At 54.8% G+C, this 12,950-nt stretch carries 8 protein-coding genes, 2 tRNA genes and 3 rRNA genes; 9 read left to right on the forward strand and 4 right to left on the reverse strand.

The window, feature by feature from the left end; all coding sequences use genetic code 11:
* Positions 1-641: 641 nt before the first annotated feature.
* The 6 genes from ACI0FG_RS00440 to ACI0FG_RS00465 all read left to right on the forward strand — a co-directional run bounded on the left by ACI0FG_RS00440 (position 642) and on the right by ACI0FG_RS00465 (position 6,210).
* Positions 642-2,194: ribosomal RNA gene (locus tag ACI0FG_RS00440) — 16S ribosomal RNA — on the forward strand.
* Between the two features lie 58 nt (positions 2,195-2,252).
* Positions 2,253-2,329 (forward strand) — tRNA-Ile (locus ACI0FG_RS00445).
* Positions 2,330-2,341: 12 nt separating this feature from the next.
* Positions 2,342-2,417 (forward strand) — tRNA-Ala (locus ACI0FG_RS00450).
* Between the two features lie 84 nt (positions 2,418-2,501).
* A 23S ribosomal RNA gene (locus ACI0FG_RS00455) occupies positions 2,502-5,438 on the forward strand.
* Positions 5,439-5,505: 67 nt separating this feature from the next.
* A 5S ribosomal RNA gene (rrf, locus tag ACI0FG_RS00460) occupies positions 5,506-5,620 on the forward strand.
* Together the 16S, 23S and 5S rRNA genes with 2 tRNA genes alongside form the textbook arrangement of a ribosomal RNA operon.
* 242 nt (positions 5,621-5,862) lie before the next feature.
* Positions 5,863-6,210 (forward strand): cupin domain-containing protein, encoded by a 348-nt coding sequence (locus tag ACI0FG_RS00465; protein ID WP_419786590.1) that lies wholly within the window; start codon positions 5,863-5,865, stop codon positions 6,208-6,210.
* Between the two features lie 111 nt (positions 6,211-6,321).
* Here ACI0FG_RS00465 and ACI0FG_RS00470 read toward each other — a convergent pair whose 3' ends face one another.
* From ACI0FG_RS00470 to ACI0FG_RS00480, 3 genes are all read right to left on the reverse strand, one after another.
* Complete coding sequence (locus tag ACI0FG_RS00470) at positions 6,322-6,963, reverse strand: hypothetical protein (RefSeq protein WP_419786591.1); 642 nt, start codon at positions 6,961-6,963, stop codon at positions 6,322-6,324.
* Between the two features lie 54 nt (positions 6,964-7,017).
* Positions 7,018-7,635 carry a hypothetical protein gene (locus ACI0FG_RS00475; RefSeq protein WP_419786592.1) on the reverse strand — a complete coding sequence of 206 codons (618 nt, stop codon included), beginning with the start codon at positions 7,633-7,635 and terminating at the stop codon, positions 7,018-7,020.
* An 85-nt stretch (positions 7,636-7,720) separates the two neighbouring features.
* Entirely contained in the window at positions 7,721-8,068 is a 348-nt protein-coding gene (locus tag ACI0FG_RS00480; RefSeq protein ID WP_419786593.1) for a helix-turn-helix domain-containing protein, read from the reverse strand.
* A 177-nt stretch (positions 8,069-8,245) separates the two neighbouring features.
* Between ACI0FG_RS00480 and ACI0FG_RS00485 the strand changes: the two genes are divergently transcribed.
* The 3 genes from ACI0FG_RS00485 to ACI0FG_RS00495 all read left to right on the forward strand — a co-directional run bounded on the left by ACI0FG_RS00485 (position 8,246) and on the right by ACI0FG_RS00495 (position 10,750).
* Positions 8,246-9,202 carry a hypothetical protein gene (locus ACI0FG_RS00485; protein WP_419786594.1) on the forward strand — a complete coding sequence of 319 codons (957 nt, stop codon included), beginning with the start codon at positions 8,246-8,248 and terminating at the stop codon, positions 9,200-9,202.
* Positions 9,203-9,351: 149 nt separating this feature from the next.
* The gene (locus ACI0FG_RS00490; RefSeq protein ID WP_419786595.1) at positions 9,352-10,110 is read left to right on the forward strand and encodes a dimethylarginine dimethylaminohydrolase family protein; all 759 of its coding nucleotides are present in this window, start codon (positions 9,352-9,354) and stop codon (positions 10,108-10,110) included.
* 7 nt (positions 10,111-10,117) lie between these two features.
* The gene (locus tag ACI0FG_RS00495; protein ID WP_419786596.1) at positions 10,118-10,750 is read left to right on the forward strand and encodes a class I SAM-dependent methyltransferase; all 633 of its coding nucleotides are present in this window, start codon (positions 10,118-10,120) and stop codon (positions 10,748-10,750) included.
* 63 nt (positions 10,751-10,813) lie between these two features.
* On the opposite strand, the gene ACI0FG_RS00500 is transcribed toward ACI0FG_RS00495, so the two are convergent.
* Positions 10,814-12,202: an esterase-like activity of phytase family protein gene (locus tag ACI0FG_RS00500; protein ID WP_419786597.1), complete on the reverse strand. Its 1,389-nt coding sequence runs from the start codon at positions 12,200-12,202 to the stop codon at positions 10,814-10,816.
* Positions 12,203-12,950: the final 748 nt, after the last annotated feature.

Consider the following 12,950-nt stretch of genomic DNA (forward strand, 5'->3'; position numbering starts at 1 on the left):
TCGTTCAATAACGAAGGCCATTTCTTTTGACCAATCTCGACGCCGCTGCGTACATCGCTCCACACCTGGGCTGCCCCGGGCTTTGGTACCTGATATATGGGCGCGCTTCTCAAGCCGGCGAGATGAGATGGCGTAGCCTCGTATAGCTCAAGGTAGCCTTACCTTCAGGGACAGGTTTTACTTGGCATGATGCGTTTCGTGTTTACCCTGTTGGCCTGTGACTCAATGGCCATGCGGGTTTAGGACTCTCTCTGTCGGTAAACTTCAAAAAAAAGCAACAAAGTGGTTGACGACGAAAGGGCAAGGGTTTAGAAACACTCCTCCTGCCGATGAGGAGTGTCACCCAGACATCAGTTTGAAAAAACATGAAAAAAAGGGTTGACGAGGAGGGGTAAAGAGCTTTAAGGTCTCCCTCCCACCAAGCGGTGGGACCTGATCCCGGATCGACGAAAAAAAGTTGAAATAAGGGTTGACGGTGACGGGGCGAAGGTTTAGCTTCCCCTTCCTGCCTGACCGGCAGGCGTTCTTTGAAAGAAGGACAATGGTCTTTGACAATTAAATAGCGAGTTGAGCAAATAGATCACAAATCACAGCCCGTTTAAGACGAGAGTGAGAAGTGATCAAATCATCTCCAAGTTTATCAACTGGAGAGTTTGATCCTGGCTCAGATTGAACGCTGGCGGCGTGCTTAACACATGCAAGTCGTGCGAGAAAGTTCTCTTCGGAGAATGAGTAGAGCGGCGCACGGGTGAGTAACGCGTGGATAATCTACCCTTTTGATCGGGATAACAGCTGGAAACGACTGCTAATACCGAATAATCTGCATATTTAACTTTATGTGGTAAAGATGGCCTCTATTTATAAGCTATCGCTTAAGGATGAGTCCGCGTCTCATTAGCTTGTTGGTGGGGTAATGGCCTACCAAGGCAACGATGAGTAGCTGGTCTGAGAGGATGATCAGCCACACTGGGACTGAAACACGGCCCAGACTCCTACGGGAGGCAGCAGTGGGGAATATTGCGCAATGGGGGAAACCCTGACGCAGCGACGCCGCGTGTAGGAAGAAGGCCTTCGGGTCGTAAACTACTGTCAGGAGGGAAGAAACTGTTAGGGTACAATATGCCCTTTCACTGACGGTACCTCCAGAGGAAGCACCGGCTAACTCCGTGCCAGCAGCCGCGGTAATACGGAGGGTGCGAGCGTTAATCGGAATCACTGGGCGTAAAGCGTGCGTAGGCTGCGCTGCAAGTCAGGCGTGAAAGCCCTCGGCTCAACCGAGGAATTGCGTTTGAAACTGCAGCGCTAGAGTCTCGGAGAGGTTGGCGGAATTCCAGGTGTAGGAGTGAAATCCGTAGATATCTGGAGGAACACCGGTGGCGAAGGCGGCCAACTGGACGAGTACTGACGCTGAGGTACGAAAGCGTGGGTAGCAAACAGGATTAGATACCCTGGTAGTCCACGCTGTAAACGATGGATATTAGGTGTCGGGGTTAACACTTCGGTGCCGCAGTTAACGCGTTAAATATCCCGCCTGGGGAGTACGGTCGCAAGGCTGAAACTCAAAGGAATTGACGGGGGCCCGCACAAGCGGTGGAGTATGTGGTTTAATTCGATGCAACGCGAAGAACCTTACCTAGGCTTGACATCCTGAGAACCCTCCCGAAACGGAGGGGTGCCCTTCGGGGAATTCAGAGACAGGTGCTGCATGGCTGTCGTCAGCTCGTGCCGTGAGGTGTTGGGTTAAGTCCCGCAACGAGCGCAACCCCTATTGTCAGTTGCCATCACATAATGGTGGGCACTCTGATGAGACTGCCCGGGTCAACCGGGAGGAAGGTGGGGACGACGTCAAGTCATCATGGCCCTTACGCCTAGGGCTACACACGTACTACAATGGTGCATACAAAGGGCAGCGAGACCGCGAGGTGGAGCAAATCCCAAAAAATGCATCCCAGTCCGGATTGCAGTCTGCAACTCGACTGCATGAAGTTGGAATCGCTAGTAATCCCGGATCAGCATGCCGGGGTGAATACGTTCCCGGGCCTTGTACACACCGCCCGTCACACCACGAAAGCTGGTTCTACCCGACAATGGCAGACTAACCCTCGGGAGGTAGTCATCTACGGTAGGGCCGGTAATTGGGGTGAAGTCGTAACAAGGTAGCCGTAGGGGAACCTGCGGCTGGATCACCTCCTTTATAGAGTAAGCTCAACTCGCTATTTAATTGCAAGGACGATTGTCTTTGCGCGGCCAGGGGGCCTATAGCTCAGTTGGTTAGAGCGCACGCCTGATAAGCGTGAGGTCGATAGTTCAAATCTATCTAGGCCCACCACGCTTGTCTTATGGGGGTGTAGCTCAGCTGGGAGAGCATCGGCTTTGCAAGCCGAGGGTCGTGGGTTCGAGCCCCTCCACCTCCACCATAGTGTGGTTAGTGGAAGGAATCACCCTCCCGCCGCAAAAGATCTTTGACAGTTGAATAGGGTAAGAAGAGAGAATTCCTAGTTAAATAAGTTACTAAGGGCACAAGGTGGATGCCTTGGCACTAGGAGGCGATGAAGGACGTGACAGGCTGCGATATGCCTCGGTGAGGAGCCAAATATCCTATGACCCGGGGATTTCCGAATGGGGAAACCCACATGGATTCATATCCATGTATCCCTTAGCTGAATACATAGGCTTTGGGAGGCGAACGGAGGGAAGTGAAACATCTCAGTACCTCCAGGAGAAGAAATCAAAAGAGATTCTGGTAGTAGCGGCGAGCGAACCCGGAACAGGCCAAACCAATGGGTTTCGATCCATTGGGGTTGTAGGGCTGACATAGTCGATCCATGATTAGATAAGGGAACAGGTTGGGAAACCTGGTCGTAGAGAGTGAAAGCCTCGTACCTTAAATTGAAAGTGGCGTAGTCAGTACCTGAGTACCGCGAGACACGTGAAACCTCGTGGGAATCTGGGAGGACCATCTCCCAAGCCTAAATACTCCCTAGTGACCGATAGCGTACCAGTACCGTGAGGGAAAGGTGAAAAGAACCCCTGTTAGGGAAGTGAAATAGAACCTGAAACCATGTGCCTACAAGCTGTGGGAGCGGACTTGTTCCGTGACCGCGTGCTTTTTGCATAACGGGCCAGCGAGTTACTCTGTATTGCAAGGTTAAGCGTAAGTGTAGCCGTAGCGAAAGCGAGTCTGAATAGGGCGCCAAGTAATGCGGAGTAGACCCGAAACCGGGTGATCTATCCATGAGCAGGCTGAAGCTTGAGTAAAATCAAGTGGAGGGCCGAACCAGTATCGGTTGAAAACGATTTGGATGACTTGTGGATAGGGGTGAAAGGCCAATCAAACCCGGTGATAGCTGGTTCTCCCCGAAATATATTGAGGTATAGCGTGTGATTAGTTTTGCGGAGGTAGAGCACTGACAGGGCTAGGGGCCTCACCAGGTTACCAACCCCTATCAAACTCCGAATGCCGTAAAATGATGTCATGCAGTCAGGCTGCGGGTGCGAAGGTCCGTGGCCAAAAGGGAAACAGCCCAGACCAACAGCTAAGGTCTCTAAATCAATGCTAAGTGGAAAAGGTGGTGGAGTTGCTTATACATCCAGGAGGTTGGCTTAGAAGCAGCCATCCTTTAAAGAAAGCGTAATAGCTCACTGGCCTAGCGATTCTGCGCCGAAAATGTAACGGGGCTAAGCATTGTACCGAAGCTTTGGGTTCGTAGCTTGTCTACGAGCGGTAGGGGAGCGTTCTCAGATGGGACGAAGGTGAACCGTAAGGTTTGCTGGACTAATGAGAAGTGAATATGCTGGCATGAGTAACGATAAAACAAGTGAGAAACTTGTTCGCCGTAAACCTAAGGTTTCCTGGGTAAAGTTAATCTTCCCAGGGTAAGTCGGCCCCTAAGGCGAGGCAGAAATGCGTAGCTGATGGGAAACAGGTTAATATTCCTGTACCTGTATACGTGTGCGATGGAGGGACGCAGGAGGATAGATGATCCGGGTGTTGGATATCCCGGTGCAAGCGCGTAGGCTTGTGGAGCAGGCAAATCCGTTCCACTTCGGCCGAGACGTTATGCCGAGTCTTTAATCGACAGAAGTCATTTATTCCACGCTGCCAAGAAAAGCTTCTAAGTTTAGCGTATGCAGACCGTACCGCAAACCAACACAGGTAGGTGGGTCGAGTAGACCAAGGCGCTTGAGAGAACTCTGGTTAAGGAACTCGGCAAAATGACCCCGTAAGTTCGCGATAAGGGGTGCTCAAGTTCGTGATCCTGTTTACCAAGTGAGCGGATTTGAGACGCAGGAATCGGGGGGGGCGACTGTTTACTAAAAACATAGGTCTCTGCTAAGTCGTAAGACGATGTATAGGGACTGACGCCTGCCCGGTGCTGGAAGGTTAAGAGGTGAGGTCAGACTTCGGTCGAAGCCTTAAATCGAAGCCCCAGTAAACGGCGGCCGTAACTATAACGGTCCTAAGGTAGCGAAATTCCTTGTCGGGTAAGTTCCGACCTGCACGAATGGCGTAACGATCTCCCCACTGTCTCAACCAGAGACTCAGTGAAATTGAATTCCCGGTGAAAATGCCGGGTACCCGCGGAAGGACGGAAAGACCCTGTGCACCTTTACTGCAGCTTGACATTGGTATTTGATTATTCATGTGTAGGATAGGTGGGAGACTTTGAAGCGGTATCGCCAGATATCGTGGAGTCACCCTTGAAATACCACCCTTGAATACTTAGATATCTAATCCAATGCCGTGATCCGGCTTGGAGACATTGTCTGGTGGGTAGTTTGACTGGGGCGGTCGCCTCCTAAATAGTAACGGAGGCTTGCAAAGGTTCCCTCAGGCTGATTGGAAACCAGCCGTTGAGTGCAAAGGCATAAGGGAGCTTGACTGTGAGACAGACATGTCGAGCAGGAACGAAAGTTGGTCTTAGTGATCCGGTGGTTCCGAATGGAAGGGCCATCGCTCATAGGATAAAAGGTACGCCGGGGATAACAGGCTGATCGCATCCAAGAGTTCACATCGACGATGCGGTTTGGCACCTCGATGTCGGCTCATCACATCCTGGGGCTGAAGCAGGTCCCAAGGGTACGGCTGTTCGCCGTTTAAAGTGGTACGCGAGCTGGGTTTAAAACGTCGTGAGACAGTTTGGTCCCTATCCTCCGTGGGCGTAGGAGAATTGAAGAGGGTCTGCCCCTAGTACGAGAGGACCGGGGTGGACGAACCTATGGTGTTTCTGTTGTCACGCCAGTGGCATTGCAGAGTAGCTATGTTCGGCACGGATAACCGCTGAAAGCATCTAAGCGGGAAGCCATCCTCAAGATAAGTTCTCCCTGGACATTAGTCCCTGAAGATCCCTTGAAGACCACAAGGTTGATAGGCCGGAGGTGTAAGTGTGGTGACACATTCAGCTGACCGGTACTAATAGATCGTGCGGCTTATTTAACAAATTATGGAATTCTCTCTTCTCCCTATTGACTATATATCTCGAACCCTATGGTTCACCAAATTTTCTTGGTGCCCAAGGAGGAGGGGGTACACCCGGTCCCATTCCGAACCCGGTAGTTAAGCCCTCCATCGCCGATGATACTGCATGGTAGCGTGTGGGAAAGTAGGTCGGTGCCAAGGAATGTTTCAAAGGCCTCAGTCATTTGACTGAGGCCTTTTCTTTTGCCCAATCATCCGCCATCAACCCCCGCATCGGTTGCACTCGCCCCATCCAGCCATCCAAATCCTCATCCGCACCCCGCACCCGACTCCCTCTGGTGCACCAAAAAGCTCTGTGATACCCTGACGTTGTTGCCGCTTACTTGCGGCGGCATCGTCGCGGTGACGCCTTACCACTTCATCCTATAAGTCGGAGAATACCCATGAAAATATTGCATTACACAGACGCTGAACCCAAGGTCCTCAAAGTCGCCGGTCCCGGCGTGGAAGGACGCGTCGTCATCGGTAAGGCCGACGACGACGTCAACTTCTGTATGCGCGTCTTCGAGATCGCCCCCGGCACCAAGATCCCCGCCCACTCCCATCCCTGGGAACACCAGCAGTTCTACCACGCCGGCACCGGCTACATCGTTATCGACGGCAAACAGGCGTCCCTCGCTCCCGGCAGCGTGGTCTACGTCGCCCCCAACGAGGAACACCAGGTCGTCAACACCGGCACCGAAACCATGGTCCTCGTCTGCCTCGTCCCTAAAGGCGTCGCTGAAATTTAGATTGGCACTATTGCCTACATGTTTTCAAACAAGAGAGGCCGTTGCCTTGGGCAACGGCCTCTCTTGCGTCGGTGCAATGTAAACTCTCCCCTTTTTGATCGTGATACCGAACTAGATGCTACCCGGGTATGAGACGATAAGACTCAAGCCCTTTGTATTGACGCTCAGGGTGATCATTGCCATTGAGTGGTCATTGTCGAGCTTGATATCGGTCATGGCCAATGTTCCCTCTATGGGCACAGACGAAGACTCGCACCGAGGGTCCTTCACGATGGTCCCCTTTTCGATCTTTGCAGTGCCTTCCAGAATGCAAAGATGATACTGAGGCGGCATTTCGAAGAGCACCTTTTCATTACTCAGGATGGACTCCATGAAAAGTGCGGCGTTTTTGTCGGGACTTACACCGATGTCCAGTTTCTTCCCGGTTTTGTTGCTGACGATGATTGCTTCCGGATTCCGCTTGTCACCCGGACCGGTCTGGGCGTTGATTTTGTCTTTGACCGTGGTCAGCGTATAGCTGTTCCCGCAGGTGGCAGGCCAATTGGATTTTATCTCGATAGTTTCCTTTTTGATGGTGCCGAGGTTGATTTCTGTTTGATCATCATCCCAGTTGATCGGCGTCGAACCCTGGGCCTGCAATTCGCCTGCCTGCCAGACGACACTTTTGCAGAACCGCGAATTACTGAGGGTCAGAAACAGCGCATAGCTGTATGGCGTCTCGCTCGGGTTTACCATGGTTATATTACGTTCCATTGTTCTGTCCTCTTCGGGCGGCGGTCCGGGGTCGGGCCGCCGCCCGTGTTTGTGTTAGGTTCTGGAGTAGGTGGTCGCGACTTCGATGGACTCACCTTCGCGGATGGCCGTCACGGTGGCCACGTTGGTGCCGTTGTCGAACTGGATTTCGATGGGACCGACCTCAACATTGCTGCTGATGACCTGACCGAGCTGGACATCACGGAACAGCCCGACCCAGTATGTGGGAGTCACCTTGAACTGGGCCGAGGCGTTGCCCAGAACGCTCCGCTTGAAGACCGAGCCGTAACCGGACATGCCGACGCCGGGGTTGGCCTCCAGGCCGGATCGATTGATGACGCGGATGTGGTCCTTGAGGTCCGCTTCCAGCGGCTGGAGCTTGTTCAGCTGCTGTACGCCATCCTGGAAGACGATCTCCCACTCGTAGCCCAGATCGGTGATCAGGGACTGGGAGGCCTTGTAGATACCGGTGGAAGAGGATTCCTGCCGGTAGTCGGCAAGAGCCACATTGTACTCCAGGGTCCATTCGATGCCGGTTACACCGCTGTGCGGTGCGGCCGCGACCTGCCAAGCCACGCTGTCCAGCCCGATGGAATCGGGCAGGGTCTGGTAGACAGCCATATTCCAGGTTCGATCCGTGTCGTTTTCGAAATTCACGTAGTACTTCTGCATTTTATAATCCTCACATGGTTAAAGGTTAATGAGCCTTATCCGTTCATGGCGCCTGAACGGGGTCGGAGAGCGCGGCAGGGCCGCGTTATTCCTTCTTCTTTGCCCAGTGCATGAGCTTGCCGGGGGTAGTGCGGAATACCTTCCGGAACTTCGTGCGGAATTGTTGCGGCTTGGCAATGCCCAACAGAGCAGAGAGCCGATCCACTGTGATTTGTCCCTCATTGGCCATGAGGATGCGTGCGCGGACGACTTTTTCCTGATCGATGAAGCGGAGAATGGTCAGGTCAAGGTCCTTCCGAAAACGTTTTGAAAGGTAGTTTTGGTGCAGGTTGAACTTTTCTGCGATCTCGTACCTGGTGAGCTGAATGAGTTCGTCAGTGCTGCGAGACATGATGTAGAGCGCGATGGCTTCTGAAATGTTCCGATGGTTCATGACAGCGTTCCCCCGTTTTCAACCGTTTTAATTGTGATAGCCTATATCGCTAAAACGAAAATAGACCCAAAGTGACGCCTCCGAGTCGACAGATAGGGTCTATTACTCGCTGTATTTCCTGATTATTCCTTGATGCGACGTGTCTGTCGGGAGTTTCGGAATAAAGGAGGAAATTGAATGAAGACCTTGAAAATTGAGGAAACGGATTTTCCGGCTATCCAACTCGGAGCCGAGGAAATCGCCAAGGTTCGGGAAGTGCACCCCAAGGCTGTTGAGCTGCTTATGGGATTGCGCTCTGTCGTCGGCATCGGTATCGGCCATAAGTGGAAGGGGGGGGTGGCACGAAAAGAGGCCTGTCTCCATGTTTTTGTGGAACAGAAACGGCCTCTGGAGGCATTGCCCGACAGCGAGCGGGTTCCGCCTCGGATAGGGGATGTGGGCACGGATGTGATCGAAGTGGGCAAGGTCTTGCTTGAGGCAATGAACGACAAGGTGCGTCCGTTGCAATCCGGCACCAGCATTGGTGCTGCTCACGGGGACAAAGCCACCGGGGGGACCCTGGGAGCCTTCGTCAAAGGCACAGGCAAGTTGGAGTCGCACTATTACTTGCTGAGCAACAACCATGTGCTCGCTTTGAACAACGCCTTCCCTGTCGGCAGTCTCTGCTATCAACCGTCTGTCCCGGAAGGCGGCGGCGCCGGGGAAATCTGCGCCGAGCTTTCGGACTTTGTCCCGCTGGACAGCGACGGTGCCAACCTGGTTGATGCTGCCATTGCCCAGGTGGATGAAAAATTGATTGCTCCGGAGCGTCCCTACGCTTCGGATCCCGTTCCCGCTACGGAGTTGAAGATCGGAACGGAAGTGATGAAGGAAGGTTTTACCTCCGGATTGACCTTCGGCGTCATCCTGACCTCCGATGTCACCATCAAGGTTCAGAGTGCCTCGGGCGATTCCTACAACATGGTGGAGCAGTATGCGTGCAGCTACACCAGCTTGGCCGGGGATTCGGGGGCCCTGGTTATGAGGCGGGAGGATGAGCGGGCTGTCGGCCTGCATTTCGCCGGAGGCACCGGCATCGCGTATATGTCCAGCATCGAGAGAGTGCTGGAGGCCTTGCAGGTGGAACTGTACTAGAAAATTATCCGGACTTTCAGGCTGTTGACACGTTTCCGGAAGGGGGCTTCCCCTTCCGGATTTTTTGTTGCGGTTTTTTGTATTTGTAAGTCAGCAAAAGACCCTTTTGCAGGCTTCACAATCCTTCGGCTTTGCTGTATTCGTCGCCCATGTTTAACCGCGCCATCATCAGAAAACCGTCCGAGGAAATGGTAGACGGCATCACTACCGCCAACCTGGGAAAGCCCGATTTCAAACTCGCTCTGCAGCAGCATGAAGCCTACCGTAACGCCTTGGCCGAACTCGGCCTGGATGTGACGGTGCTTGAAGCCGCTCCGGGATTTCCCGATTGCTGTTTTGTCGAGGACACCGCCATTGTCTGCAAGGATGTGGCCGTGCTCACTCCCCTGGGTGCCCCGTCGCGCCAGGGCGAACAGCTGACCATTGAACCGGTGCTTGCCAAGTTCAAGCCCGTTGTCCGTATCGAGCCTCCGGCGCTGATCGAAGGCGGCGACGTCCTCCAGATCGAGGATACCTTCTATGTAGGCATTTCCGACCGGACCAACCGGGCCGGGGCGGAGGCGCTGGCCGACGCGGTGAAGCCCTACGGTTTCTCGGTCGTTGCTCTGGAGTGCGGACCCTCGCTTCATTTCAAGACGGATGTCAGTTTCATCGGCAACAACACCCTGCTGGTGTCGCCTTTCTTTGCCGATACCCCGGAATTGGCCAGCTATGACCGCATTGTGGTGGAAGACAACGAGGCCTACGCCCGCAATTGTCTGTTCATTAACGGTACGATCATTGTCCCGTCCGGGTTCCCGGAAACCCTGGAAAAGGTCCGTAAGCTCGGCAGCCCCGTGGTCCTGCTCGACATGTCCGAGTTCCGCAAGCTGGACGGGGGCCTGACCTGCCTGTCCCTGCGTTTTTAAGGCAGGCATGGGGCGGGTCGGCGTCTTAAAGCGGTTCTTTTCCCGGCAGGCGCGCAAGCCTTCCGGGCTGTTTGGCCGCTTTGTCGCCGCACGGATTTTCGACAAGGCGAACCGGGTCATGAACGAGCGGATGCTCGAACTGCTGTCTGTGGCTCCCGGCGAGAAAATGCTGGAGATCGGTTTCGGCTGCGGTGATATCATCCGCACCGTGTGCGATCAGGTCCCCGACGTCACGGTTGAGGGGATTGATTTTTCCGGTGCCATGCTGGCCGTGGCCCGCAAGCGCAACCACCGACACATCACCCAGGGACGTGTGCGGCTGGTTCATGGCGATTTTGACCGGACAGCTTATTCCCCGGCATCCTTCGACGCCGTGTGTTCGGCCAATACCATCTATTTCTGGTCCGATCCGGCTGCCACTATCACTCGTATCCACGCAGTGCTGAAACCCGGCGGCCGTTTTGTCCTCGCCTTTGTGGATAAGAGCCGGATGGAGAATATGGGCATGGACCCGGATGTATTCACCCCCATCGGGGTGGACGAGGTTCATTCCCTTTTTACTCAGGTCGGATTTACGGACATTGATGCCCAAGATGTGGATGACCGGGGCGTCATGTTTTGCATGACCGGACGAGCCTGATTTATTTCGCAACCAAAAGGCCGCTCCATGGAGCGGCCTTTTCCTTTTTATCACAGTCAGTCGTTAGTATCTGTCCACCCGTTTCGGCAGGGTGATGATCCACAGCTTGGAGGCCGTGCCGGTGGGCTCCAGTTCGACCCTGGTGTCGACCGGCTTGCCCTTGTACTTTACCTGGCCCCTGCCATCCACGGTGTATGCCTTGATGTTCTTCACCTGTTTTCCGGCCTCATCCAGGATCGGGTTCACTACCTTGTAGGTGAAGCCGAAATCATTGTCCGAGGAGAAGGCCAGCGTGCGCATATCGGGCAGCAAAGCCACGCCCTCGGCCTTGCCCGGCTTCCAGCCCCATTCCTTCAGATCGAAGAGCTTGGTCTTCTTCACATACTTCACGCCCAGCTTTTCGACCTCGGCCCGGTCGGCCAGCGTTTCCAGCTCCTTGCCATCCGCAGTCTTCACGCCCGTAATGTCGGAGGCCGACGCAATGTCGATCACGTATACCGGAATGCGCGTCTTGCCGTCCGCACCCTTGCCCCGCTCAATGAGCAGGAACTTGGTCTCGGAAATTTGCGCCAGATCGCCGATCTTGGCGTCGCCGGATTTCTTGTAGTCGTCGCGGTTGTGCGGGTAGGCGTATTGCTGCACCTTGCCCGTTGCCGGGTCGAGCAGCAGCAGCCGGATGAACGTGGCCTTGGACGTCTTGATGTTGCCGTCCACATCGCACACGGACTGGATGGCGGCCAGTACCTTGCCCGACGGCGTGACGGCAATGCCCTCGAAGCCCCGGTTTGGCTGGCGGGTGGCCGCTATCATGGGCAGATCGACACCCGGGACGTACTTTTTCAGAATCTTACCGCTATAGCCGTCAATCTTCGCGATGAACGGGCCATATTCGTCACAGACCCAGATATCACGGCGGTTCTTCGCATCAATGGCGATGCCTTCCGTGTCCAGTCCCTCCGCGTCGCACGACAGCGTATGCAGCCTGTCGTTCACCGGAATCTCGCCGGTTGCGCCAACGCTCCCCTTGGGGATGGGACGGCCCGAAATGGCCCGGCCCCGCGCGTCCCGAAACGGAATCAGGCTGGCCAGCACGGCCTTGCCGTCCTTCACGCGCAGTGCGCCGAACGAAGGGTTGTACTTCGGGGACGGAAACATTTTGGTCGGTATCGGTTTGCCCTTGGATTCGAACTTCGGCGCGTCCGCATTGGGCCCCCGGTCACCGACGGCATAGAATACCCGGCTGCCGTCCTTGGCCTTGCCCACGTAGCACAGGCCGGAGCCGATGCCGATGGTGAATCCGTCCGGGAACCGATCGGCATACACGCCCGTGTAAGGCACCCTGAAATTGTCCGGTATCTCGATGTCGTATTTCTCGATGATTGGTTCGGCCGCCAGCGCCGAGCCGATGAAAAGCGCAAGGAACAAACAGGTCAGTGGCAATCTGCGAAACATGAAGCGCCTCCTCATAAGGTTTCCGGCTAATCTACGCTGGGTCATGTATAGATGTGTGACACCAAGGTTGCAATTGCGTTGCCGTGATGCTCCGGCTGGCGCTTGCCAGCGGGGCCACCTCGCCGGTGGGGCGTCTCCGACGGCCAGGGCGCTGCCCTGGACCCGCCAAGGGCTGAGGCCCTTGGATCCCTTTCGCCGCTGCGCGGGGCAGGAGCTTGGAGGTTGGTAGTTTGTTGGCTGAAGGCTTGGCGGGCTCAGGCTATGCGGCGTCCGTAAATCTTTGAGGAGCGCGCTTTTCGCCCTGCCGGGACGAAAAAAGCGCTCCTCAAATCTTCACGGACAGTAGCCCCGCCGTCTGTGGGAGTGGGATAAGCTTGAAAGGCTCGTCAGGACGGCGGGTTGGAATAAAGTCAAAGGAAACGTTTTTTTAGTAGCTTTATTTCCTTTTCTTTTTAAAACCTCCCGGTTTGCGCCGAGAAAATCGGCTGGCGGTGTGACGGTAAGCAGCAGATACCTTGCTCCGATTTTTTCGGTGCAAACCGTTAATCGGCACGGTGGCGGAACCGTCCGCCATCGCGGACTAGAGACGCCTTGGCAGGCTACGCCCCCGCGAAAGCGGCAATGGGATTCTCAAGGCCCTCGGCCTTGAGCAGGTCCAGGGCAACGCCCTGGTCTCCCCGAAGGGGCCGCCGGAGGCCTCCCCATAGCCAATCTCTTCGCCACAGCACCATTAGCACTACAGCACCAC

This window comes from Pseudodesulfovibrio sp. 7M6 (genome assembly GCF_050058625.1).
GTDB lineage: Bacteria > Desulfobacterota > Desulfovibrionia > Desulfovibrionales > Desulfovibrionaceae > Pseudodesulfovibrio > Pseudodesulfovibrio salinus.

Coding starts and splice junctions, on each gene's coding strand:
- ACI0FG_RS00495 (WP_419786596.1), top strand. CDS start 10,118: ATGGGGCGGGTCGGCGTCTTAAAGCGGTTCTTTTCCCGGCAGGCGCGC.
- ACI0FG_RS00480 (WP_419786593.1), bottom strand. CDS start 8,068: ATGAACCATCGGAACATTTCAGAAGCCATCGCGCTCTACATCATGTCT.
- ACI0FG_RS00485 (WP_419786594.1), top strand. CDS start 8,246: ATGAAGACCTTGAAAATTGAGGAAACGGATTTTCCGGCTATCCAACTC.
- ACI0FG_RS00465 (WP_419786590.1), top strand. CDS start 5,863: ATGAAAATATTGCATTACACAGACGCTGAACCCAAGGTCCTCAAAGTC.
- ACI0FG_RS00500 (WP_419786597.1), bottom strand. CDS start 12,202: ATGTTTCGCAGATTGCCACTGACCTGTTTGTTCCTTGCGCTTTTCATC.
- ACI0FG_RS00475 (WP_419786592.1), bottom strand. CDS start 7,635: ATGCAGAAGTACTACGTGAATTTCGAAAACGACACGGATCGAACCTGG.
- ACI0FG_RS00470 (WP_419786591.1), bottom strand. CDS start 6,963: ATGGAACGTAATATAACCATGGTAAACCCGAGCGAGACGCCATACAGC.
- ACI0FG_RS00490 (WP_419786595.1), top strand. CDS start 9,352: ATGTTTAACCGCGCCATCATCAGAAAACCGTCCGAGGAAATGGTAGAC.